The sequence below is a fragment of the Bradyrhizobium sp. CCBAU 45389 genome (genome assembly GCF_028128625.1).
GTDB lineage: Bacteria > Pseudomonadota > Alphaproteobacteria > Rhizobiales > Xanthobacteraceae > Bradyrhizobium > Bradyrhizobium liaoningense_B.
Genome location: NZ_LBIY01000085.1, coordinates 1 through 23,869 on the forward strand (window position 1 = coordinate 1; position 23,869 = coordinate 23,869).

24 protein-coding genes are annotated in these 23,869 nt (G+C 64.6%); 15 read left to right on the plus strand and 9 right to left on the minus strand.

All coding sequences use genetic code 11. The features are described 5' to 3' along the window. On the plus strand, window positions 1-1,202 hold a 1,202-nt coding region (locus XH79_RS15120), incomplete at its 5' end, for an OmpA family protein (RefSeq protein ID WP_271582137.1). Between the two features lie 175 nt (window positions 1,203-1,377). Here XH79_RS15120 and argG read toward each other — a convergent pair. The 6 genes from argG to XH79_RS15150 form a co-directional block, all read right to left on the minus strand. Continuing rightward, on the minus strand, window positions 1,378-2,715 hold the full coding sequence (gene argG / locus XH79_RS15125) for an argininosuccinate synthase (RefSeq protein WP_212346312.1): 1,338 nt from the start codon (window positions 2,713-2,715) through the stop codon (window positions 1,378-1,380). Between the two features lie 85 nt (window positions 2,716-2,800). Then, window positions 2,801-3,586, minus strand: coding sequence for a phosphatase PAP2 family protein (locus XH79_RS15130; RefSeq protein WP_271582138.1), 786 nt, complete (start codon window positions 3,584-3,586; stop codon window positions 2,801-2,803). Between the two features lie 243 nt (window positions 3,587-3,829). Then, a complete protein-coding gene (locus tag XH79_RS15135; protein ID WP_212346305.1) occupies window positions 3,830-4,324 on the minus strand; it encodes a hypothetical protein in 495 nt (164 codons plus the stop codon). Between the two features lie 167 nt (window positions 4,325-4,491). Further along, window positions 4,492-5,694 (minus strand): 23S rRNA (adenine(2503)-C(2))-methyltransferase RlmN, encoded by a 1,203-nt coding sequence (gene rlmN, locus XH79_RS15140; protein ID WP_271582139.1) that lies wholly within the window; start codon window positions 5,692-5,694, stop codon window positions 4,492-4,494. Between the two features lie 181 nt (window positions 5,695-5,875). Continuing rightward, on the minus strand, window positions 5,876-6,538 hold the full coding sequence (locus tag XH79_RS15145; RefSeq protein WP_212346298.1) for an invasion associated locus B family protein: 663 nt from the start codon (window positions 6,536-6,538) through the stop codon (window positions 5,876-5,878). Window positions 6,539-6,655: 117 nt separating this feature from the next. Further along, window positions 6,656-7,495, minus strand: coding sequence for an SDR family oxidoreductase (locus XH79_RS15150; protein WP_271582140.1), 840 nt, complete (start codon window positions 7,493-7,495; stop codon window positions 6,656-6,658). A 225-nt stretch (window positions 7,496-7,720) separates the two neighbouring features. On the opposite strand from XH79_RS15150, the gene XH79_RS15155 reads away from it, so the two are divergent. The 4 genes from XH79_RS15155 (at window position 7,721) to XH79_RS15170 (ending at window position 11,180) form a co-directional block, all read left to right on the plus strand. Further along, window positions 7,721-8,695 (plus strand): NADPH:quinone oxidoreductase family protein, encoded by a 975-nt coding sequence (locus XH79_RS15155; RefSeq protein ID WP_212346294.1) that lies wholly within the window; start codon window positions 7,721-7,723, stop codon window positions 8,693-8,695. Window positions 8,696-8,851: 156 nt separating this feature from the next. Continuing rightward, window positions 8,852-9,121, plus strand: coding sequence for a hypothetical protein (locus XH79_RS15160; RefSeq protein ID WP_271582141.1), 270 nt, complete (start codon window positions 8,852-8,854; stop codon window positions 9,119-9,121). Window positions 9,122-9,137: 16 nt separating this feature from the next. Then, the gene (locus tag XH79_RS15165) at window positions 9,138-10,001 is read left to right on the plus strand and encodes a hypothetical protein (RefSeq protein WP_271582142.1); all 864 of its coding nucleotides are present in this window, start codon (window positions 9,138-9,140) and stop codon (window positions 9,999-10,001) included. Between the two features lie 18 nt (window positions 10,002-10,019). Further along, window positions 10,020-11,180, plus strand: a complete 1,161-nt coding sequence (locus XH79_RS15170) for a TAXI family TRAP transporter solute-binding subunit (RefSeq protein WP_212346292.1) — start codon at window positions 10,020-10,022, stop codon at window positions 11,178-11,180. Between the two features lie 163 nt (window positions 11,181-11,343). Here XH79_RS15170 and XH79_RS15175 read toward each other — a convergent pair whose 3' ends face one another. Next, a complete protein-coding gene (locus XH79_RS15175; RefSeq protein ID WP_212346290.1) occupies window positions 11,344-11,724 on the minus strand; it encodes a YkvA family protein in 381 nt (126 codons plus the stop codon). A gap of 103 nt (window positions 11,725-11,827) precedes the next feature. Then, the gene (locus XH79_RS15180) at window positions 11,828-12,127 is read right to left on the minus strand and encodes a 4a-hydroxytetrahydrobiopterin dehydratase (RefSeq protein ID WP_212346287.1); all 300 of its coding nucleotides are present in this window, start codon (window positions 12,125-12,127) and stop codon (window positions 11,828-11,830) included. Between the two features lie 153 nt (window positions 12,128-12,280). Between XH79_RS15180 and XH79_RS15185 the strand changes: the two genes are divergently transcribed. After that, window positions 12,281-13,726 (plus strand): TAXI family TRAP transporter solute-binding subunit, encoded by a 1,446-nt coding sequence (locus tag XH79_RS15185; protein ID WP_212346284.1) that lies wholly within the window; start codon window positions 12,281-12,283, stop codon window positions 13,724-13,726. 101 nt (window positions 13,727-13,827) lie between these two features. Then, window positions 13,828-15,369, plus strand: a complete 1,542-nt coding sequence (locus XH79_RS15190) for an alkaline phosphatase D family protein (protein WP_271582143.1) — start codon at window positions 13,828-13,830, stop codon at window positions 15,367-15,369. Window positions 15,370-15,372: 3 nt separating this feature from the next. Here the strand turns inward: XH79_RS15190 and XH79_RS15195 are convergent, their stop codons facing one another. Beyond that, window positions 15,373-15,756 (minus strand): response regulator, encoded by a 384-nt coding sequence (locus XH79_RS15195; protein ID WP_212346279.1) that lies wholly within the window; start codon window positions 15,754-15,756, stop codon window positions 15,373-15,375. A gap of 181 nt (window positions 15,757-15,937) precedes the next feature. On the opposite strand from XH79_RS15195, the gene XH79_RS15200 reads away from it, so the two are divergent. From XH79_RS15200 to XH79_RS15235, 8 genes are all read left to right on the plus strand, one after another. Further along, window positions 15,938-16,702, plus strand: a complete 765-nt coding sequence (locus XH79_RS15200) for a Crp/Fnr family transcriptional regulator (protein ID WP_212346276.1) — start codon at window positions 15,938-15,940, stop codon at window positions 16,700-16,702. A gap of 63 nt (window positions 16,703-16,765) precedes the next feature. After that, window positions 16,766-17,482: a prolipoprotein diacylglyceryl transferase family protein gene (locus XH79_RS15205; RefSeq protein WP_271582144.1), complete on the plus strand. Its 717-nt coding sequence runs from the start codon at window positions 16,766-16,768 to the stop codon at window positions 17,480-17,482. After that, window positions 17,463-18,908 (plus strand): radical SAM protein, encoded by a 1,446-nt coding sequence (locus tag XH79_RS15210; RefSeq protein WP_212346270.1) that lies wholly within the window; start codon window positions 17,463-17,465, stop codon window positions 18,906-18,908. Before XH79_RS15205 ends, XH79_RS15210 begins: the two co-directional genes overlap by 20 nt. Further along, window positions 18,905-19,162 carry a hypothetical protein gene (locus XH79_RS15215; protein WP_245004016.1) on the plus strand — a complete coding sequence of 86 codons (258 nt, stop codon included), beginning with the start codon at window positions 18,905-18,907 and terminating at the stop codon, window positions 19,160-19,162. The genes XH79_RS15210 and XH79_RS15215 overlap by 4 nt, the downstream gene beginning before the upstream one ends. Window positions 19,163-19,174: 12 nt before the next feature. Beyond that, window positions 19,175-19,453, plus strand: a complete 279-nt coding sequence (locus XH79_RS15220; RefSeq protein WP_271582145.1) for a hypothetical protein — start codon at window positions 19,175-19,177, stop codon at window positions 19,451-19,453. A 240-nt stretch (window positions 19,454-19,693) separates the two neighbouring features. After that, window positions 19,694-21,520 (plus strand): translational GTPase TypA, encoded by a 1,827-nt coding sequence (gene typA, locus XH79_RS15225; RefSeq protein WP_212346264.1) that lies wholly within the window; start codon window positions 19,694-19,696, stop codon window positions 21,518-21,520. A 217-nt stretch (window positions 21,521-21,737) separates the two neighbouring features. Further along, window positions 21,738-22,988 carry a flavin monoamine oxidase family protein gene (locus tag XH79_RS15230; protein ID WP_271582146.1) on the plus strand — a complete coding sequence of 417 codons (1,251 nt, stop codon included), beginning with the start codon at window positions 21,738-21,740 and terminating at the stop codon, window positions 22,986-22,988. A 46-nt stretch (window positions 22,989-23,034) separates the two neighbouring features. Continuing rightward, a complete protein-coding gene (locus XH79_RS15235; RefSeq protein ID WP_271582236.1) occupies window positions 23,035-23,862 on the plus strand; it encodes a DUF3883 domain-containing protein in 828 nt (275 codons plus the stop codon). Window positions 23,863-23,869 lie beyond the last annotated feature (7 nt).

The following is a 23,869-nucleotide window of genomic DNA, read 5'->3' on the forward strand; positions in this document are numbered from 1 at the left end:
CGGCAGCCGGAACTCCGGCTGCGCCGCCCCAGGCCGGCGGTCTCCCGCCCCGGCCCGCGGCACCCGCCGGCGCTGCAGCTCCGACTGTCGTCCCCGGCTCGGCCGCCGCAGCGCCACCGCCGAACAGGCCGCAATACGCGCAGCCGACGGTCGCGCCCGCTTTCCGCGCCGCGCCGACGGTCGCTGCACCCTTGCCGCCTCCGCCCCGTCCGCCGCAGCGTGATCTCACGCCGCTGGCGATCGGCGCGGGCGTGGTGGCCGGCGCCGTGATCGGCGCAACCATCGCCGACATGCACAGGGAGCGGCGCGAGGTCGTCGAAGGCGGCCGCACCGTCTACACCGAGCCGGACCGCATCATCATCCGCGATCCCGGCGGGCAGGCCTATGTCCGCGGCAACGATCTCTATCGTTTCCGTTACGGCGCCCGCGATATCCGCACCGACACTGTCGGCGGCGAAACCCGCACCGTCGTGATCCGTCCCGATGGCAGCGAGGTGATCACCGTGGTCGGTCCGGACGGTTCGCTGCTGCGGCGAATCCGCAGGGATCCCGGCGGGCGCGAGATCGTCATCATCGACAACAGCTACCGCGATCCGCGCTCGGTCGGCGGCTTCTATGTCGACGTGCCGCCGCCGGTCGTGAACATTCCCTACGATCGCTACATCGTCGACGCGCAGGAGGCGTCGCCGGACGTGATCTACGCGACCATGCAGGCACCGCCGGTGCAGCGGATCGATCGGCGTTACTCGCTCGACGAGATCCGCTACAGCCCCAATGTTCGCATGCAGATGCCGAGCATCGACGTCAACACGATCAACTTCGAGACGGGATCGTGGACCATCCCGCCGGACCAGGCGGCCCGGCTGCAGGTGATCGCCGACGGCCTCAACCAGGCGATCCAGCGCAACCCGCGCGAGGTGTTCCTGATCGAGGGCCACACCGACGCGGTCGGCAACGAGGTCGACAATCTGTCGCTCTCGGACCGCCGTGCGCAGTCCGCGGCCGAATTGCTGACGCAGCAGTTCAATGTGCCGGCGGAGAACCTGACGTCGCAGGGCTACGGCGAGCAGTACCTGAAGGAGCAGACGCAGGGACCGAGCCTGATCAACCGGCGCGTCACGGTCCGCCGCATCACGCCGCTGCTCAACGGCGGGCAGGCCTCGCTGCCGCCGCCCCCGCCCGGCACCGCGCCGCCGCGGTAAGGCTTACACAAATGCAAATGGCCGGGAGCGATCCCGGCCATTTTTGTTTCTCTTGTAGGGTGGGTTAGCCGAAGGCGTAACCCACCACTGCTCTTATCCGCGGGGGACAGAAGTGGTGGGTTACGCCGTGCGACTGCGCTTCGCGCAGTCCGCACCGCTAACCCACCCTACGGCACTAGCCCTTGTCGCTTTCGAGCTTGAAGATCTGCGAGCCTTCGCTGCCCGAAAGCAAACCGGTCTTCGAATAGAGACCGAGCTTCGTCCGCGTGTCGGCGATGTCGAGATTGCGCATGGTGAGCTGGCCGATGCGGTCGGCCGGCGTGAAGGCGGCGTCCTCGACCTTCTCCATGCTGAGCCGCTCGGGCGCATAGGTGAGGTTCGGGCTCTCGGTGTTGAGGATCGAGTAGTCGTTGCCGCGGCGCAGCTCCAGCGTGACCTCGCCGGTGACGGCGCGCGCGACCCAGCGCTGCGCGGTCTCGCGCAGCATCAAGGCCTGCGAGTCGAACCAGCGACCCTGATAGAGCAGGCGTCCAAGACGCATGCCGCTGATGCGGTACTGCTCGATGGTGTCCTCGTTGTGGATGCCGGTGACGAGGCGCTCATAGGCGATGTGCAAGAGCGCCATGCCGGGCGCCTCGTAGATGCCGCGGCTCTTGGCCTCGATGATGCGGTTCTCGATCTGGTCGCTCATGCCGAGACCGTGACGGCCGCCGATCGCGTTGGCTTCGAGGAACAGCGCGACGGGATCGGAGAAGGTCTGGCCGTTCAGCGCGACCGGCTGGCCTTCCTCGAAACGCACCACGACCTTCTCGGCCTTGACGGCGCAATCGTCGCGCCAGAACGGCACGCCCATGATCGGGTTGACGATCTTGATGCCGCTGTCGAGGCTTTCGAGATCCTTTGCTTCATGCGTGGCGCCGAGCAAATTGCTGTCGGTCGAGTACGCCTTCTCGGCGCTCATCTTGTAGGCGAAGCCCTGCGCGGTCATGAACGCCGACATCTCGGCGCGACCGCCGAGCTCGTCGATGAACTGCTGGTCGAGCCAGGGCTTGTAGATCTTCAGGCCGGGATTGGTGAGCAGGCCGTAGCGGTAGAAGCGCTCGATGTCGTTGCCCTTGAAGGTCGAGCCGTCGCCCCAGATGTTGACGCCGTCCTCCTTCATGGCCGCGACCAGCATCGTGCCGGTGACGGCGCGCCCGAGCGGCGTGGTGTTGAAATAGGTGATGCCGCCGGTGGAGATGTGGAAGGCGCCGGACTGGATCGCGGCGATGCCTTCATGGACGAGCTGCGTGCGGCAATCGACGAGGCGCGCTTTCTCGGCGCCGAACTCCATCGCCTTGCGCGGGATCTCGTTGTAGTCGGCCTCATCCGGCTGGCCGAGATTGGCGGTGTAGGCGTAGCAGCGCGCGCCCTTCTGCTTCATCCAGAGCAGCGCCGCGCTGGTGTCGAGACCGCCCGAAAACGCGATGCCGACTTTCTCACCCTTGGGCAGGCTTTTCAGGATCGTGGTCATGGCGCTTCCAATCGGGTCTCAAGGGGCTGATGAAGGTGCGAACTTGACCGCGCGAATATCAAATTTCGCAGGGCTCGGCACGCATTTAATGGCTCAAATCGACCGGGGCGGGGCCGGTCTTGCGGCCGAACAGGCGCTGGCGGAGCCGGTAGGCGGGCATGTTCAGCCGGGTCAGGGCAGCATCCACCGCCTCGTCCGAAAACCGGGTCCGCGGCCAGCGGTAGATCATCGCGTAGGCGAACCAGATCACGACGAAGCTGACGAGGCCGGCGATCGAGACATCGGTAAAGAAATGCCCGCCGAAGGCCATGCGCAGCCCTGACGTCACGGCACCGAAGATGACGGCGCCGGCATAAGCAAGCGGCCGCCATGCCGGCGGGGCCAGCGCGGCAGGGGCCAGCGTCCAGAACGCGGTCGCGCCCTCGCCCGAGAAGAACGAGCAATTGCGCGCGCAGCCGCCGCGCGGATCCCACCACGGCACGAATTGCTGGTCGCCGGCAAACTCCGTCACCACCACCGGACGCGGCCGGCCCCAATAGGTCTTGAAGGTGAGATTGGTGAGGATGCCGGCGGACAGGATGATCGTGACCAGCAGGAACACGATGGCGCGCCCCGACACCAGCAGCGGACGGTGCGGCCGGATCATCTTGACCACAAGCGCCACCAGCGAGGGCAGCACGAATGCCCAGGCGATCCACATCGCCGCGTCGCGCGCAAAGCCGGCCCACTCATTCAACTTGAGCGGAAAGGTTTTGGTTTCGGGATCGAAGAACAGCGATGCGAGCTTGAGATCGAGCTCGGGATAGAGGCCGAAAACGACGCCGATCACGAGCCACAGCGCCAGGGCGATGAAGAGTCCAGTCCGGTTCATGGCGCGCGGTTTAGCGGAGTGGGGCGGGGATGGAAACCCCACGAGAGGTAGCCATCCTCCCCTGGAGGGGGAGGATCGATCGCGCGAAGCGCGAGCGAGGTGGGGTGAAGCCGCACAAATGGTCTCTCGATCATCTGCAAACTTGAGCCACTCGACACCGCCGATGCGGATAGTCTGTCACCCCACCCCGGATCGCATCGATGATGCGATCCGACCCTCCCCCTCCAGGGGAGGGTAAGCAAGTCACCGCGCCTCCGGCCGCGAATTCGCCGGCAATGGCGGAGGCGGCTTGCGCGGGGGCGGCGGTTCGCGCCAGGCGCCGGCATTGCGGCCGGCGATCAGCCAGTAGACGACGCCGGCGACGATACCAGCCCCCGTCATGATTTCGAGGTGACGCCGGACGATGCCTTCGAACTGCAGCGTGTCGGAATGGAAAGGGACGAGGCCGAGATAGCAGGCGAGCCCGACGAGGCCGCCGCCGACGGCATAAGCAAGCGCGCTGCGGATGTAGAGCGCTTCGGTGATGGCAACGATCACCGCCGCCGGCACCAGCGCGAAGCCCGAGACGAAGATGAAGCCGAAGCCGAGCAGGATATCGATCGCGCCCTGATCGACGGGGCCGGCGCCGAGATCGGCGAATTCCGGAAACAGCAGCGCGACGACGACAATCATGCCGCCGACGAAGCAGGCGGCGAGGAAGCCGATGAAGATGACGACGAGGCGGCCGATCAGGGACATCTGAGGGACCTGTTAAGTATCGCCGTCATTCCGGAGCGGTGCGCAGCACCGAATCCGGAATCTCGAGATTCCGGGTTCGCGCTTTGCGCGCCCCGGAATGACAGCTCATAAACGCAGATGGCCGGGTCAAGCCCGGCCATGACGAGAGTGCACGAGGCACACATTCATCAATCCGTCATCGCCATGGCGCGGAGCGCCTGGCGTTCGCGCGCCGAGAGCTTTTCGGTCTCCGACTTGAGCTGGCCGCAGGCGGCGAGGATGTCGCGGCCGCGCGGGGTGCGCACCGGGGAGGAATAGCCGGCGTTGAAGATGTATTCGGAGAACTTTTCGATCTGGTCCCAGTCCGAGCATTCATAGGCAGTGCCGGGCCAAGGATTGAACGGGATCAGGTTGATCTTGGCGTGAATGCCCTTGAGCAGCTTCACCAGCAACTTGGCATCGTCGAGCGAATCGTTGACGCCCTTGAGCATCACATATTCGAAGGTGATGCGGCGCGCGTTCGAGGCGCCGGGATAGTCGCGGCAGGCCTGCAAGAGCTCCTTGATCGGATATTTGCGGTTGAGCGGCACCAGCTCGTTGCGCAGCTCGTCGCGCACCGCATGCAGCGAGATCGCGAGCATGACGCCGATCTCCTCGCCGGCGCGCACGATGTTCGGCACCACGCCCGAGGTCGACAGCGTGATACGGCGGCGGGAGATACCGATGCCTTCATTGTCGCCGACAATCAGCAGCGCATCGCGCACCGCGTCGAAATTGTAGAGCGGCTCGCCCATGCCCATCATCACGATGTTGGTGACGCGGCGCGTGCCGTCCTCGCGATCGGCCCAGTCATTGAGGCGATCGCGCGCAACCATGATCTGGCCGACGATCTCGCCGGCGGTGAGGTTGCGCACCAGGCGCTGCGTGCCGGTGTGGCAGAACGAGCAGTTCAGCGTGCAGCCGACCTGCGAGGAGACGCAGAGCGTGCCGCGGTCGGTCTCGGGGATATAGACGCACTCGACTTCATGCGCCTTCTCGACATTGTCGCCGCTCGGCAGCCGCAGCAGCCATTTGCGGGTGCCGTCGTTGGAGATCTGCTCGGCCACGACTTCGGGGCGATCGACGGTGAAATGCTGCGCGAGGTCGGCGCGGATGCCCTTCGAGATCGAGGTCATGTCGTCGAAGCTCTGGGCGCCGCGGAAATAGAGCCAGTGCCACAGTTGTTGCACGCGCATCTTGCGCTGCGCCGGTGCGACGCCGATCTCGCCGAGGCGGTCGGCGAGCTCGGTGCGCGACAGGCCGATCAGCGACGGTCTTGCCGGCGGCACATAGGTTTCGAGTGGGGTCTTCTCCACCAAGATTGCGTTGTGCGGCTCGGTCGTCGGTTGCATCGAATGGACCTAATGGCTTGGTCGTTCCGGGGCAGCTCGAAGAGCTGAACCCGGAACCTCGAGATTCCGGGTCTGGTCCTTCGGACCATCCCGGAATGACGGAAAAACTTGGAACCGCTCCTATATAGCAACCGGAACACCCGATTGCGACCTTATCGCCCTCAGCCTTAACGACTAGGCGTTACCGCCTACAATCCTGGGCGATCTTGTCGAGCGCCTGGGCGAGGCCCTTCAGCGAGAACGTGTCGGTCGTCTCCGTGCCCTTGGCCGAGACGCCCTTGACCACGAGATCGGCGGATTTGCGCATGGCCTCGACCATCCGCTCCTCCTCGGCCGCATTCTTGATCCAGAGGCCGTCGCCCTGCGTATACATCGCAAAGGCGGCGCCGCCGACCTCGACCGTCGATTCCGACCCCGGCTTCAGGGCGTAGCCGATCATGACCGAGACTTCGTTGTTCACCTTTTCCGCCGGCCGGGTCGAGACGAAGGCATAGGCGGGATCGCGCGGCCGATTCGGCGGGTTGGTCTTCGACGACGACGGCTTGGCCAGCGCGAAGCAGACCTTCTTGCCGTTCGGTGTCGCCGAATAGGCGCCCCAGGTGCCGAACTGGCCGATCAGGGTCGGCTCGGCGCCACCGGCAACCGCCGCGGCCGGGCCCACCGGTTTGCTCTCGGGCTTGGCAGCGGTCTTTGCGGCCGTATTGGCCGCCGGCGCAGCCGCTTTCGGTGCAGCCTCTTTGGGTGCAGCCTTGGGCGCCGGTTGCGCCGTCTGCGCGCGCGCGAGATCGGCGATCCCGCACGTCGTCATGCCGACCATCAAAACGAAAGATAGCACCCGCCACATGCTGGAGTGGTTCCCTCAATATTGTGACTGGAAGATGGCCCGGCCGCGCTTTGTCCCCGCAGCAGGGATAGCGGGGAAAGTTCAATTTGGGAAGGCAGTTAGCGGAAGTGGCGACGATCAGGTCCTGGATCGCGCGGCACGCTGGGCGGCCCATTGCGCATCGGTCCAGCCGAGCAGGTCCTCGGCACCGGAACTGCGCAAATGCGCGCCGCCGTCGATCACCACCATCTCGCCATTGATGTAGGCGGCACGGTCGGAGACGAGGAAGCTGGCGAGGTCGGCGAGCTCGCCGTGCTCCCCGGTGCGGCCAAGCGGGTTGGGGGCGGTCCAGCCTTCGTCGCGGCCCTCAGGGCGAAGCTGCCCCGATGCGCCGGCGGTCGGGAACGGCCCCGGCGCGATCGCGACGGTGCGGATGCCCTTCGGGCCCCATTCGACCGCGAGACTTTTGGTCATGGCCAGCACCGCCGATTTCGCCATCGCCGACGGCACGGTGTAGGCGCGCCCCGTGATGGTGGAGGTCGAGAGGATCGAGAGAACGACACCCCCGTGACTGCCCTCGATCCAGCGCCTGCCGGCGGCGAGCGTGCAATACATCGCGCCATGCAGCGTCGGCGCCAGGATCGCGTCCGCGGCGCGGAAGGAGAGATGCTCGCTCTGCGCGATGAAGGTGGCGGCGGCATTGTTGACGAGGATGTCGAGCGGCGCCTCGCGCCAGATCGCATCCATCATGCTGTCGACGGCCGCGCCGTCGCGGATATCGCAGGCAATCGTCGTGACCTTGCCGCCGGTCTCTTCGCGCATCTCGCGCGCCGTTGCGTCCAGCCGGTCGAGCTTGCGGCCACAGATCACGAGCTCGGCGCCGAGCGCGAGGAAGCGACGTCCCATCGCGGCGCCAAGGCCCGAGCCGCCGCCGGTGACGAGGATGCGCTTGTTCCTGAGCAGACCCGTTTCAAACATCGTTTGAATCCTCGCTGTTTCCACACACCGCGTCATTGCGAACGCAGCGAAGCAATCCAGAATCCGTCCTGCGGAAATAGTCTGGATTGCTTCGCTGCGCTCGCAATGACGGGAGGATAGGTCCTGTGCATCGCTTTGGGCAAAGAATCCGGATTGTCGCCCGTGCCTAAATCCGGCAGAAACGACCCAACTATAATTCCACTCGAAACGCCCCAAGGTGCTGCCATGAAAGCCATCCTCTGCTCGCAATATTGCCAGCCCGACGATCTCGTTCTGGCCGAGGTGCCGGATCCGGTGGCGGGTCCCGGCGAAGCCGTGATCGCGATCAAGGCGGCGGCGCTGAACTTCTTCGACATCCTGATGATCCAGGGCAAGTACCAGATCAAGCCGCCGTTCCCGTTCTCGCCCGCCGCGGAAGTCGCCGGCGTAATCGAGAGCATCGGCCCCGGCGTCACGGACCTGAAGGTCGGCGACCGCGTCGTCGCGTCCTGCGGCCACAACGGCGCACGCGAGAAGATCGCACTGCCGGCGGCGTCGATCGTCAAGATCCCCGACAATCTCGACTATGACCGCGCGGCCGGCATCATCATTATCTACGGCACCGCGCTGCATGCGCTGGAAGATCGCGCCAGCCCGAAGCCGGGTGAGACGCTCGCAGTGCTGGGCGCTGCCGGCGGCACCGGTCTTGCCGCCTGCGAGCTCGGCAAGCTGATGGGGTTGAAGGTGATCGCCTGCGCCTCGTCGGACGAGAAGCTCGCGTTCGCAAAAGCGCATGGCGCCGAGCTGACGCTGAACTATGGCAAGGAAGATCTGAAGGAAGGCCTGCGCAAGCTCACGGGCGGCAAGGGCGTCGACATCATCTTCGATCCCGTGGGTGGTGCGTATGCCGAGCAGGCGCTGCGCTCGATCGCCTGGGAAGGCCGCTTCCTCGTGATCGGCTTCGCCGCCGGCGACATTCCGAAGATGCCGCTGAACCTCGCGCTGTTGAAGGGCTGCGATATCCGCGGCGTGTTCTGGGGCGCCTGGACGCGGCTCAACCCGGCGAAGAACCGCGCCAATCTCGAGAAGCTCGTGAAGTGGACCGCGGAAGGAAAGATTTCATCGCATGTCGACCGCACCTTCCCGCTGGCGCAGACCGCCGACGCGCTGAAGGTGCTGGCGGGACGCCAAGCGATGGGCAAGGTGATCCTGCATCCGTGATCGCGATGTCATCGCGACGCTGTTTCAGCACACACAACTGTCATCGCCCGGCTCGACCGGGCGATCCCAGCATTCCAGAGACGCCGGTGATCTAGCCGAGAAGCCGCGGCGTACTGGATGCCCCGCCCCCGTGCGCAATTGCGCACAAGGCGGGGCATGACAGTGGCGGACAGCGTGGACAACCGCGACATCGCAAGGTTGCGCACACCGCCGCGCCCGGAAAAAAATCCCTCAACCATCGCGGGCAAAATTGCGGTGCATGTCGCCGCGCCGCCGCAATCAAACCCAAATATCTCCAGATTCGCGCAAACGGCCGTCGTTTTTTGGGCTGAATCGGACGGCGATTTACCGGTTCCAGTTTGCGGGGCACTTCTGGACAATAACAAGAAGACTGAAACCGGGAGTGCCCCTGCGTTGCGTCAGTAATGGGGAGCATCACACCATGGAGACGACGGCCTACCGTCCGTCGAAGGAGTCGCACGCGCTCGACTCCGATCGACCTGCATCACATTCGTCCACCGCGGACTACATCCGTGCGCGCGCCAGACGCGCCGAACTTCCACAGGACGATCCGATTCCGCTGTTTCTGTCCGATCCGCGCGGAGCACCAGACCCACAGGAATATACGCCGCCGGCGCTGCGGCCCAGAACCAGGGTCGCGCCGCTTGTCGCTGCCGGGCTTGCGATATCCGCCGCGGCGATCGCGGCCGTGCTGTTTCAGTCCGAGCTGCGTAGTCTCCTCGCCGACTATGCCGGCAGCGCAACAGGCGCTGCTCAGGCCAGTCCGCCGGCCATACGCCAGGTCTCGCTCAAGGATCCGACTCGCGTGACCAACTCGATGCTGGCGAGCGCCGACAAGCAGGATCTTCCTGCACCGTCAGTGCCAAGCCGCGAAGCGATTGCGACCGCCTACCAGACTGCGCTGCAAGCCCAAGGCCAGGTCCAAAGCCAGGTCCAAAGCCAAGTCGAAGCACCAGCTCCGGCGCCGGTCGCGGCGCAGCCTGCGCCGCCCGAGCCTGCCAGGACGCTCGACGCCGACACACTGGCGGGACTGATGACGCGCGCGAAGCGCCTGATCGGCGTCGGCGACATCGCCGCCGCACGTCTGCTGCTCGAGCGCGCAGCCAACGCGAAGGACGCAACGGCCGCGCTGCTGCTGGCGCAAACCTACGATCCGGCAGTGCTCGGCACCAGCGATGCGCGAAGCGTCATAGCCGACGCGGCAGCCGCACGCGACTGGTACCAGCGCGCCGCCAGCCTCGGATCGGCGGAAGCGCGCCAGCGCCTCACCCGGCTCTCGAACTAGACCACTCCAGGGGACATCATGCGTAACGTTTTGAAAATGGCGCTTGCCGCCATCACGACCATCTGTGCCTTCGCGGCCCACGCCGAGCAGGGCGAATACGATCCGGCCAAGGTCTCCGACAGCCTCAAGGCCATCTTCCAGTTCGGCTCGAACTCGACCAAGCAGTCGCTGAACGCCAACACGGTCACGCTGATCACGGGCACGATCGGCGGCACCTATGTGCAGTTCGGTGCCGATCTCGCCTCCGTGCTCGACGACGGCAACAAGATCCGCGTGCTGCCGATCGTCGGCCGCGGCTCGGTGCAGAGCGTTGCGGACATTCTGTTCCTGCAAGGCGTCGATCTCGGCGTCGTGCGGGCCGACACGCTCGACTATCTCGAGCGCAAGGGCTTTGCCAAGGACATCAAGAAACAGTTCACTTACGTGACCAAGCTCTACAATGAAGAGATGCAGGTCATCGCGCCGAAGTCGATCGCGACGCTGAAGGACCTCGAGGGCAAGAAGGTCAGCGTCGACCTGCCCAATGGCGGGACCTTCGTCACCGCGCTGACGGTTTTCGAGCGGCTCGGGATCAAGGCGAACTTCGTCTATGTCGAGCAACGCATCGCGCTGGAAAAACTGAAGTCCGGCGAGATCGACGCCGTCATCGTGGTCGGCGGCAAGCCGTACAAATCGGTCTCGACCTTCGGCAATGACGGCCGCTTCCATCTCGCCAAGGTGGACTATGCCAAGCCGCTGCAGAGCGACTATCTGCCGGCGACGCTGACGGCGAAGGACTATCCGAACCTGATCAAGGAGGGCGAGAGCGTCGACACGATCGCGGTGCCGGCGGTGCTCGCGGCCTATAATTGGGCGCCCAACACCGAGCGCTATCGCAAGCTCGCGCTGTTCGTCGACGCGTTCTTCACGAAATTCCCGGCGCTGCAGAACCCGCCCTTCCATCCCAAGTGGAAGGAGGTCTCGCTCGCCGCGCCGCTATCCGGCTGGAACAGATTGCCGGTGGCGCAGCAATGGCTCGACAAGCACGGCATCGAACCGGTGACGCGCCAGCGCTTCGAGGCGTTCCTGAAGCAGAGCCCTACCGCCGCGAACGTGTCCGATGCGGACAGGGAGAAGCTGTTCAAGCAATTCCAGGCATGGGACGCGGAGAAGGCGCGGGCGGAGGCAGGGAAGAAGTAACGAGCGGCGTTGCGGCGACGGTATCGCAAGCGCTGTCTACACACTCACTGTCATCGCCCGGCTTGACCGGGCGATCCAGTCGAGAAGCCGCGGCGTACTGGATTCCCCGCTTTCGCGGGGAATGACAGCAGTGGGTGTGGCAACGGTGCGCTTCCAACAACGGCTACCGCGCGACGTCCTCCTCCACGCCGCGCTTCAGCGCGGCGCGGGCGGCTTCGCGGTGCTCGGTCGTGATGTGGCTGGCGACCATGCGGATGGCGGTGGCGAGCACGGCGGCGTCATCGGCGAAGCCGAGGACCGGCATCACGTCGGCGACGAAGTCGAATGGCAGGATGAAATAGGCGATCGCGCCCAGCAGCGACGCCTGGACATGACGCGGCGTCCGCCCGTCGAACGCGCAGTAATAGGCCGCAAGGAGATCCTCGGCGAACGGTAGTTGCGCGGCGACGCGCTTCAGCTTGCGCCAGAAGCGGCGGCGAACGCTCTCACGATCTTCCGCGAGCCGATCGGCCGGCTCGAAGCCGACGCTGTGCTCGGCAGCCATGCTCCAACTCCCCGTTCAGCGAGGGGCGGCGGATCGCCGCATGCCCTGCTGATCACAAGATGGGGATGCGGCCGGGCGCTGCAAGATGTCAGCCCTGTGTCAGCTAAGCCGTCGGCTTGGCGATGGCGTTCATCGCCTTGGCGAGCTCGATGTCGCGCGCCGTGACGCCGCCGGCATCATGGGTCGACAGCACCACCTCCACGGTCTTGTAGACGTTGCGCCATTCGGGGTGATGGTCCATTTTCTCGGCGACCAGCGCCGCGCGGGTCATGAAGCCGAAGGCCTCGTTGAAATCCTTGAAGACAAAGGTTTTCGCGATCGCGTCGCGACCCCCGACCTCGCTCCAGCCGGGGATACCGCCCAGTGCCTGCTTGCGTGCTTCCGCCGCCAGCCGTTCTGCCATGATCGTCTCCATGCTTCAGGGGAACTTTACCCTAACACGGTGCTTACGGTCCGGGTTCACGGTGGAATTTCCTCCTTCCGCTAACCATGACGGAGTTGTAACCCCGCCGGGCAAGAAATTTGCTACAATTGCGGGCCTAAATCGCCGGCCGAGATGAAGCTGAGCCTGAAACGCCTGTTTGGGAGATCGATGACCGGGGGTCTGGACCTGGCCGAAGCGCCCACTCCGCCTTCGCCGCGATCAGCGGCGCGGAAGACGGCGCTCGTGTCGCTCGCGCTGGTGCTTGCGATCATCGGCGCGCTCGTCGGCGGCTATTATTTTGCGATGCGTCCGGTGACGCTGAAGGTTGCGGTTGGCCCCGCCAACAGCGACGACGTCAAGGTCGTGCAGGCGCTGACGCAGGCTTTCTCGCAGAACAAGAGTTACGTGCGGCTGCGCCCGATCCAGACCGACGGCGCCACTGCCAGCGCCGAGGCGCTCGCGGAAGGCAAGGTCGATCTTGCCATCGTGCGCGGCGACGTCGACGTGCCGAAGAACGCGCAGGCGGTCGCGACCCTGCGCAAGAACGTCGTGGTGCTGTGGTCGGTCCAGGGCAAGGGCAAGAAGAAGGGCGCCAAGATCACCAAGATCGCGCAGCTCGCCGGCCATCGCGTCGGCGTGGTCGGCCGCACCCAGGCCAACGTCAATCTGCTCAAGGTGATCCTGCAGCAATACGGCGTCGATCCCGCCAAGGTCGAGATCATCCAGTTCCCGGCCAACGAAGCCGCCGAGGCGATCAAGTCCCAGAAGGCCGATGCCTATCTCGCCGCCGGCCCCGTCAACAGCAAGATCACGGCGGACGCCATCGCCGCCTCCACCAAGGATTTCGGCACACCGACCTTCCTCGCGATCGATTCCGCCGACGCGATCGCGCAGAATCATCCGGTCTATGAAGCCTCCGAGATTCCCGCCGGCACCTATGGCGGCTCGCCCGATCGTCCCGACGACGAGGTCAAGACCATCAGCTTCTCGCACCATATCGTGGCGCGCAAAGCCGTATCCGAAACCACCATCGCGGCGTTCACGCGCCAGCTGTTCGCCGTGCGGCAGCAGCTGGTGACGGAATTCCCGCTGGCGGCCAAGATCGAGACGCCCGACACCGACAAGGACGCGGTGATCCCCGTGCATCCGGGCGCCGCCGCCTTCGTCGACGGCGAGGAGAAGAGCTTCCTCGACAAATACAGCGACTACATCTGGTGGAGCCTGATGGCGCTCTCCGCCATGGGCTCGATCGGTGCGTGGTTTGCGGGCTACCTCAAGAAAGACGAGCGCGACAACAACAGCCATCTGCGCGAACGCCTGCTCGACATGATCGCCGCGGCCCGCAAGAGCGAGACGACGGAAGAGCTCGACCAGATGCAGACCGAGGCCGACGAGATCCTGCGCGACACGCTGCGCTGCTTCGATCACGGCGCCATCGAGGAAGGCGGGCTCACGGCCTTCAACATCGCGCTCGACCAGTTCCACGCCGCCATCGCCGACCGCAAGGCGGTGCTGATGAGCCTGCCGCAAAACCTGCAACGCGCGGGCGCGCAGTTCAGGGCCGCCGGCAACGCGTAAAAGCTTGCCCGCGTTATTGCTGCGTCACATTGTCTCAATATAGCGTCTGACTTGACCGGTGGCCGCCTCGCGGCCGTCGCACGCGATATCCGGGCTGTCCCATGAACATCAAATTCTCCCGCCGCCGCTTCCTCACCACCGGCGCCGGCGCGCTCGGCGCCGTCGCGATGCCCTATCTGTCGCGCGCGGCCGACCGACCGGCAGTCACCCACGGTGTGCAGTCGGGTGACGTCACCGTCGACGGCGGCGTGGTGTGGGCGCGTGCCGACCGTCCAGCGCAGATGCTGGTCGAGGTGGCGACGACCGAATCTTTCAAGGACGCCCGCGCGCTGCCGCCGATCGCGGCGCTGCCCGAGAGCGACTTCACCGCAAAGATGCTGATCGAGAACCTGCCGGGCGGACAGGACATCTTCTACCGCGTCCGCTTCCGCGATCTCTCCCATGCCGCGATCGAGGGCGAGCCGGTGACCGGTCGCTTCCGCACCGCGCCGGCCGACCGCCGCGACGTCAGCTTCGTCTGGGGCGGCGATGTCGCAGGCCAGGGCTGGGGCATCAATCCTGACGACGGCGGCATGTTCACCTTCTCCGCGATGCGCAAGCACCGTCCGGATTTCTTCCTGCATTCCGGCGACACGATCTACGCCGACGGGCCCATTGCATCCGAAGTAAAACTCGCCGACGGCAAGATCTGGAAGAACGTCACGATTCCCGAAAAGGCCAAGGTCGCCGAGACGCTGGACGAGTACCGCGCCGCGCACAAATACAATCTCACCGACGACAATCTCCGCGCCTTCAATGCCGAGGTGCCGATCTTCGTGCAGTGGGACGACCATGAGGTGACCAACAACTGGTCGCTGTCGAAAGAGCTGCCGGCTGCCTACAAGGTGCGCGACATCGAGCTGCTCGCGGCCCGCGCGGGCCGTGCCTTCCATGAGATGTACCCGATGCGGGAAAGCATCACCGAGCCCGGCCGCGTCTATCGCCAGATCTCCTACGGCCCGCATCTCGACGTGTTCGTGCTCGACGAGCGCAGCTATCGCGGCCCGAACGGCGCCAATCTCGAGACCGCCTACGGCCCGGCGAGTTACTTCCTCGGCCCGGATCAGATCGCCTGGCTCAAGCGCGGCCTTTTGAATTCGCGCGCGACATGGAAGGTGATCGCATCGGACATGCCGATCAGCCTGATCGTCTCGGACACGCCGAAGGGCGGCTCGGAAGCCATTGCGCAGGGCGACGGCCCGGTGCGTGGCCGCGAGTTCGAGATCGCCGACATCCTCCGTTTCATCAAGATGGCGCCGATCAGCAACACGGTGTGGCTGACGGCGGACGTGCACTACGCCGCCGCGCATTATTACGATCCGAACAAGGCGCAATTCCAGGAGTTCGAGCCGTTCTGGGAATTCGTCTCGGGCCCGCTGCACGCCGGCACTTTCGGGCCCAACGCGCTCGACAACACGTTTGGACCCGAGGTGCGCTTCGTCAAGGCGCCGGGCAAGGACAATCAGAACCTGCCGCCGTCGGCGGGCATGCAGTTCTTCGGTCACGTCAAGATCGACGGCGCCTCGGGCCAGATGACGGTGACCTTGCGCGACCGCGCCGACGTCGCACTGTGGTCGACTACGCTCGATCCCAGGCAGGCCTGATCGCTATTCCACGGCACCTACCTGAAGCGCTGCTTCCAGCGCGTCGCTCGAGCACGGCTTCTGCAAGCGCGGCTGGCCAGCCAACTCGGGCGGTATCCGCGCGTCGGCACCGTAGCCGGTGACGAAGACGAAGGGGATCTTGAGCGCAGCCAGCCGCTCGGCGATCGCAAAGCTCGTCTCGCGGATCAGCTCGACATCGAGCAGCGCAAAGTCGGGAGCACGCTTTGCGATTGCCTCAAGCGCCTGCGTCACCGAGCCGACGGTCCGCACGCTGGTCACACCGAATCCGACGAGACGATCCTCGAAATCGATCGCAATGATCGGATCGTCCTCGACGATCAGAACGTCAGTGGGCCGGCCTGAGCCATTGGAGAATGCGGGTGCCATGATCACAGCTTCTGCGTGAGGTTTTTTCGGATCAGGACTGCCGCGACACGATGCCTGCGCCCAGCGCATCGGAGGGTTCCCGGAACGAAACCCACCACATCGCAGTTCTCCCGTCTGTCCACTTGTGCACACAGGGAATGGACGGAACTCGCTAATGTGGGAGGAGGACAGGGGATTCACGATGGATGCGCGAATCGACAAGACCAGCGAGGTCGAGAGCCGGCCGGCCAACAATCTGCTGCGGCGCTTGAGCCAGGCGGACTATGCGCTGCTCGCGCCATACGTGACCGTCGAAGATACCGCCGCGAACCAGTTGCTCTACAATCCCGGCGACGACGTGCAGGTCGTCCACTTCCCCTGCGGACCGGCGCTTGCGACCTTTCTGGTGCCCAATGAGGACGGCCGCGACGTCGAGACCATTCTGGTCGGCCGCGAGGGCGCGGTGGGCGGCATCGTCAGTGAAGGATTCCTGCCGGCCTATACCCGCATCTGCGTGAAATTCGCCGGTCCGTTTGCGCGCATTCATGTCGCCAAGCTCGAGGCAGCCAAGCTGCGCTCGGCGTCGCTGCGCAACATTTTCGTCCGCTACGCCGACTGCATGCTGGCGCAGATCTTTCAGTCCACCGCCTGCAACGCCATCCACTCCATCGAGCAGCGCACGGCGAAATGGATATTGGCGGCGATGGAGCGAACCGGCGACGCGAGCAGCGTGCCGCTGACGCATGAGCAGCTCGCGACGCTGCTCGGGGTCGGGCGCAGCTATGCGAGCCGCGTGCTGCAGTCGTTCAAGGCCGAAGGCGTGCTGGATACGCGGCGCGGATCGATCCTGGTCCGCAACCGCGACGGCCTGAAGCTGCGCGCCTGCCTGTGCAATGACGCCGTGAAGATGCATTTCGAGGAGGTGCTGCGCGGAGTGTATCCGACGGAGGAGCGGGAGGCGGAGTAGCGACACTGCTCCCCCCTCGCGGTGTGCTATTGGCTCCGCTTCGACCTGCGCTAGTATACCCGCATGAGCGGGGCACTCCTTCACACGATCTTCGACATTGCGGCATGGCTGGCGGCGGCGGCCGCGCTCTCCTGGCTGTCGCGACGGGGCCTGCAGTTTCCGGCGCAATCCTTCGAGCTGCCCTATATCGCCGCGCTGGTGTTCGGCGCCGGCGTTGGCGCCTATCTGTTCGGGTCCGCCAATCTGTGGCTGTCGGGGCAGAGCGGCGTTGCGCGCTCGGTCGAGGGCGCGCTGGCCGGCGGCATCGTGGCGATCGAGCTCTACAAATGGTCCGCGGGGATCAGGTTACGAACCGGCGCGCGCTTTGCGCTGCCGCTGGCCCTCGGCATCGCGATCGGCCGGCTCGGCTGCTACTTCGCGGGCCTCGACGATTTCACCTATGGCACGCCGACGGCGCTGCCCTTCGGCCATGATTTCGGCGACGGCGTTCTCCGCCACCCCGTGCAGCTCTACGAGAGCGCGGCGATGGGCTTGTTTGCGCTTGGCTATGTGCTGGCCGTGTTGAACCGGAATGCGTTCGCGATCACCAATGGATTCTACCTGGTTCTCGCCTGTTATGGAGCACAACGCTTCCTGTGGGAATTCCTCAAGCCCTATGGCACTCTGATCGGACCTTTCACGCTGTTTCACCTGCTGTCGCTGTCCATCCTGCTCTACGCCGCATTCATGCTGGCGACGGCGCCCAAAGCGAGATCCGTGCATGAACGCGCCGTTGCGTAAGTCGCGTCCCTACATCTTCTGGGGCCAGACCCAATCCCTCTGCGAGACCTGCCTGAAGCTGGTGCCGACCAAGATCCAGATCCAGGGCAACGAGGTCTGGTACGAAAAGCGGTGCAAGGAGCATGGCGTTCAGTCGACGCTGGTGTCGACGGATGCCGCCTATTGGCGCCTGTGCAAGGATTTCATCAAGCCGGGCGACCGGCCGCTGCAATTCCAGCATCGCACCGAATTCGGCTGTCCCTATGATTGCGGCCTCTGCGCCGACCACGAGCAGCACTCCTGCCTGGCGCTGATCGAGATCACCGAGCATTGCAATCTCACCTGCCCGGTCTGCTTCGCCGAATCTTCACCCGCACGAACGAAACTCACGCCGCTCGCGACGGTGGAGAGGATGCTCGACGCGCTGGTCGCGAGCGAAGGCGAGCCCGATCTCGTGCAGATTTCCGGCGGCGAGCCGACGCTGCATCCGGATTTCTTCGAGATCCTGGACGCCGTGCGCGCCCGCCCGATCCGCCACGTCATGATCAACACCAACGGCCTGCGCATCGCCCGCGAAAAGGATTTCGTGGCGCGGCTCGCCGAGAACAGGCGGGGGCTGGAGGTCTATCTCCAGTTCGATTCGCTTCAGCGCGATGCGCTGATCAATCTGCGCGGCGCGGACCTTCGAAAGATTCGCCAGCAGGCATTGGAAAATCTCGAGCATTTTGGCATCTCGACCACGCTGGTCGCGACCATCAAGCGCGGCGTCAACGATGCCGAGATCGGCGACATCGTGCGCCATGCATTGACCTGGAAGTGCGTTCGCGGCGTCACCTTGCAGCCGGTGCAGGACGCCGGCCGCAACGAGAACTTCGACAAGAATACCGACCGCATCATGCTGTCGGAGATTCGCAAGCACGTCGTCGAGACCGGCGTGTTCGGCGACAAGGACATGGTCCCGCTGCCCTGCAACCCCGAAAGCATCTCAATCGGCTATGGCCTGCGCAACGGCGAGAAGGTGCTGCCGCTGACCTCGCTGATCCCGCAGGAGCAGCTGGTTGCGGTGATGCCCAACACCATTAGCCCGGAAAAATATCCGATGCTGCGGGAAAAATTCGTCGATCTGTTCTCGCTGTCGTCAGGGCCATTGAACACAAGCGAGCGGGTCTGCGAATTGCTGTGCTGCCTGCCGAGCTTCCAGGTGCCGGAAGGGCTCTCCTACGAGAACGTCTTCCGCGTCACCATCGTGCAATTCCTCGACCGCTTCAATTTCTGCGTCGGCAACGTCAAGCGAAGCTGCATCCATTTCGTGACCGAGCAGGGCGCGATCATTCCGTTCGACACCTACAATCTGTTCTACCGGAACGGAAAGATCGACGGCATCCGCGCTGATCTGGCTGGTCAGACCTATCGCGAGGCACGCCAAGGCGAGGAGGTGCCGAGATGAGCGACACCGGCGCGCCTCCGCCGACGCCGGAGCCGCCGCCTCAGGAGGACGCGTCTGCGATGGCTCCGCCACGACGCAGCGGTTGCCTGACCGCTTTCATGGTGATCGCCGGCGTGGCGCTGCTTTTCCCCGGCCTGTGCTTCCTGGCATTCGCCGGCCAAGCCGACGCATTTGTCCCGATTGGATTGGTCCTGATCGGAATTGCGATCTTCCTCTTCATCCGCGTGGCGACCCCGCCTAAACCCCGGCAGTAGCGTCGCATCCTCATGAGCAACATCGAGCCCCCACCCCCGCCCCCGGCCGCTCCGACGCAGCGCAGCGGCTGCCTCACCGCGCTCATGGTGATTTCGGGGGTGATCCTGCTGCTGCCGGGCCTCTGTGCGCTGCTGTTCGGCGGGGCCTCGGTGATCGACGGCGGCAAGATCGATTCCGACATCGCACCGCTGGTCTTCCTGGGGCTGACCGTCGGCATCGGGGGCGTCGTCCTGATCTGGGCGGCGATCAAGGGGCGGAAGGCCCCCACCCATCCCGGAACCCAGCCCTAAGCCCCGGGAATTCCCGGACAAAATTCAGTCAACCAACTGGCAAAGAACGCATTGTTTTTTGGCGGTTTTTGCATATATTGCGCCGCAAACGCGTAGGGTGCCCGGTCTGATATGGCCGGGTTTCCTTTTTGGGCGAAGCAGGCCCCGTTTTCCACGTTTCCAGCGTTGTCCGTGAAGAGGTCCCGGTCCGACCGGCGAGATCGCGCTTAACCCATTGTCCGACCGCAAAGAAGCTCACCCATGAACCTTCGCAACATCGCCATCATCGCCCACGTCGACCACGGCAAGACCACATTGGTCGACAAGCTGCTGCAGCAGTCCGGTACCTATCGCGACAACCAGAAAGTCGCCGAGCGGGCCATGGACTCCAACGATCTGGAGCGCGAGCGCGGCATCACCATTCTCGCCAAGTGCACCTCGGTGACTTGGGAAGACACCCAGATCAACATCGTCGACACCCCCGGCCACGCCGATTTCGGCGGCGAGGTCGAGCGCATCCTGTCGATGGTCGACGGTGTGATCGTGCTGGTCGACGCCGCCGAAGGCCCAATGCCGCAGACCAAATTCGTGGTCGGCAAGGCGCTCAAGCTCGGCCTCAAGCCGATCGTCGCCATCAACAAGGTCGACCGTCCCGACGCGCGCATCTCCGAGGTCGTCAACGAGGTGTTCGACCTGTTCGCGGCGCTCGACGCCACCGACGAGCAGCTCGACTTCCCGATCCTCTACGGCTCGGGCAAGAACGGCTGGATGGCGAACTCGCCCGACGCATCCCACGATGTCGGCATGAAGCCGCTGTTCGAGCTGGTGATCAAGCACGTCGCGCCGCCGGTGGTCGAGGAAGGCCCGTTCCGCCTGCTCGGCACCATCATCGAGGCCAACCCCTATCTCGGTCGCATCATCACCGGCCGCATCGCGTCGGGTTCGGTGAAGCCGAACCAGGCCGTAAAGGTGCTGTCGCGTGAAGGCAAGCTGATCGAGAACGGCCGCATCACCAAGATCCTGGCCTTTCGCGGCCTCGAGCGCCAGCCGGTCGAGTTCGCCGAAGCCGGCGACATCGTCGCCATCGCGGGCCTGACCAAGGGCACCGTGGCCGACACGTTCTGCGATCCCGCCGTCGAGAGCCCGCTGCAGGCGCAGCCGATCGATCCGCCGACCGTTTCGATGACCTTCATCGTCAACAACTCGCCGCTCGCCGGCACCGAAGGCGATAAGGTCACCAGCCGCCTGATCCGCGACCGCCTGCTGCGCGAGGCCGAGGGCAATGTCGCGCTGCGCGTCGTCGAATCCCAGGACAAGGACGCGATGGAAGTGTCCGGCCGCGGCGAATTGCAGCTGGCGATCCTGATCGAGACCATGCGCCGCGAGGGCTTTGAGCTCTCGGTGTCGCGTCCGCGCGTCGTGTTCCAGAAGGACGAAGCCACCGGCGGCGCCATGGAGCCGATCGAGGAAGTCGTGGTCGACGTCGACGAGGAGCATTCCGGCGTCGTCGTGCAGAAGATGAGCGAACGCAAGTCCGAGCTGATCGAGATGCGGCCCTCCGGCGGCAACCGCCTGCGCCTGGTGTTCTACGCGCCGACCCGCGGCCTGATCGGCTATCAGGGCGAGCTGATGACCGACACCAAGGGCACGGCGATCATGAACCGCCTGTTCCACGACTACCTGCCGTATAAGGGCCCGATCCAGGGTCGCCGCAACGGCGTGCTGATCTCCAACGACCAGGGCGAGGCGGTGGCCTATGCCATGTTCAAGCTGGAAGACCGCGGCCCGATGATGATCGAGCCAGGCTGGAAGGTCTACAAGGGCATGATCGTCGGCGAGCACACCCGCGACAACGATCTCGAGATCAACGTGCTCAAGGGCAAGCAGCTCACCAACATCCGCACGACCTCGAAGGACGAAGCGGTGCGCCTGACCCCGCCGATCCGCATGACCCTCGAAAAGGCGCTGGCCTATATCGAGGACGATGAGCTCGTCGAGATCACCCCGAAGTCGATCCGCCTGCGCAAGAAGCACCTCGACCCGAACGAGCGCAAGCGCGCGGAAAAGGCCAAGGAAGCGGTGGCGTAGGCCGCCGCGTCTCGGTGCCGTAGGGTGGGCAAAGCGCAAGCGTGCCCACCACGCGACAATGGTGGGCACGGCGCAAGAGCGCCTTTGCCCACCCTACAGAACCGTTCCTGGAATATTTGACCACCTGCTCCGAAGCGCTATCGCGCGCAAGGGCGGGTGATGACGGCTATGCGCGCGGTGGCTTCTGGCTCTCCGGCGAACGTGCTAGAGCCCGCTCATGACCTCCCTGCCCTCCTCCGTGGACGTCGCGATCATCGGCGCCGGTGCCGCCGGCCTTGGCGCTGCGCACGCGCTGGCGGGCTCCGGCCTCTCCGTAATCGTGCTGGAGGCGCGTAACAGGCTCGGCGGCCGGGCCTGGACCGTGCAGGCCTCGCCCGAGGTGACGTTCGACGTCGGCTGCGGCTGGCTGCATTCGGCCGACAAGAATTCCTTCGCTACAATCGCAAAGCAGCTCGGTTTCGAGCTCAACAAGGACCTGCCGCCCTGGCGCGAGCGCGCCTACGGCAACGCCTTTCCGCAAAGCGAGCGCGACGATTTCATGCGCGCGATGGACGCGTTCTATGAACGCCTCTGGCAGGTCGCGCAGACAGGCAAGGACGAGCCCGCGAGCCTGAGCCTGGAGTTGGGCAATCGCTGGAATCCGATGATCGATGCGATCTCGACCTATATCAACGGCTGCGAATTGAAGGACATGTCCACGCTGGACTGGGACGCCTATGAGGACACGGGCCTCAACTGGCGCGTCCGTCGCGGCTATGGCGCGCTTGTTGCGGCCTATGGCGCGCCCTGCCCGGTGGCGCTGAACTGCAACGTGACGCTGATCGATCATGCGGGCAAACGCATCTGCATCGAGACGTCGCGGGGCACGCTGGATGCCGGCAAGGTGATCGTCACCGTGCCGACCAATTTGATCGCGGACGAAGCCATCCGCTTCTCGCCGCCACTCCCGGCCAAGGTCGATGCCGCCGCCGGCCTGCCGCTCGGCGTCGACGACAAGGTGACGCTGGCGCTCGGCGACGCCGAGGCCTTCCCCAAGGAGGGCAATTTGCGCGGCGCCACCATGCGCACGGAGATGGGCACCTACCACATCCGCCCATTCGGCCAGCCCTGTATCGAAGGTTTTTTCGGCGGCAGCTTCGCCCGCACGCTGGAAGACGCCGGCGAAGGCGCCATCGCCGCGCACAGCATCGACGAGATCGCGGGTTTTCTCGGCAACGATATCAGGCGCAAGCTGAAGCCGCTGTACGAATCGCGCTGGGCCCGCGATCCCTTCGCGCGAGGATCCTATTCGCATGCGCTGCCCGGCCATGCTGGGGATCGCGCGGTGCTGGCGGCGCCAGTGGACGAACGGTTGTTCTTCGCCGGAGAAGCGACGTCGCCGGAGTTTTTTACGACCGCACATGGAGCGCGGGACAGCGGGGAGCGGGCGGCGAAGGAAGTGTTGGCGGCAACATCCGGCGGATCATGAACCCTGGGACTGGACGCCCAATATCATTTGGTTCATTTTCTTGCGTATGGCCGGCGGCGGACAACCAGATTGGACTGATGAAGAGCTCGATCGCATCGTCGCCGACTATTTTAGCATGCTCGGCGAAGAAATATCCGGCATTCCCTATAACAAAGCCGCACACAATCGGGCTTTAAGAAACGATCTCGATCGAAGCAAAAGCTCTGTCGAATTCAAGCATCGGAACATTTCAGCGGTGCTGGTCAAACTGGGCCTACCCAGCATCAGGGGCTACTTCCCGGCGGAAAACTATCAAGCCGCGATTATTGCGGCGATTGACCGATACCTTTCTCAAAATCCGACAGCGTTGCATCCGGAGAAGGTCGTGGACGGATGGGCCGAGCGGCAAGGCCTGTTTGTGGGAGCGCCTCCGCCGCTCCTGCCGGTTTCGCCGCGCAATTCAAACATAGAACGGCTGATCCGTAAGTTTAATCCGGTCGAGCGCGACTTCCGCAACCGCAAACTAGGGCGCGACGGAGAAGAACTAGTCTTCCATCACGAACGTCAGAGACTAACTCAGCTTGAGCGACCCGATCTTGCCAGGAGAATTCGATGGATTTCTGAGGAGCTTGGTGACGGCGCAGGCTACGACATACTCTCTTTCGACGCACAGGGCAGAGAACGCTTGCTCGAAGTGAAGACAACGGTCGGCGCAGACGTCACGCCGTTTTACATCACGAGAAACGAGCTCTCTTTGGCTTCAGAACGCCCAGAAGCGTTTCGGCTTTGCCGCGTTTTTGATTTCTCGGCGCACCCTCGAATGTTCGAGTTAACTCCGCCGCTGGAGAACCTTGTTCATCTTTCGCCGCTCAACTACGAGGCCTCGTTCTCATAACGGGCCG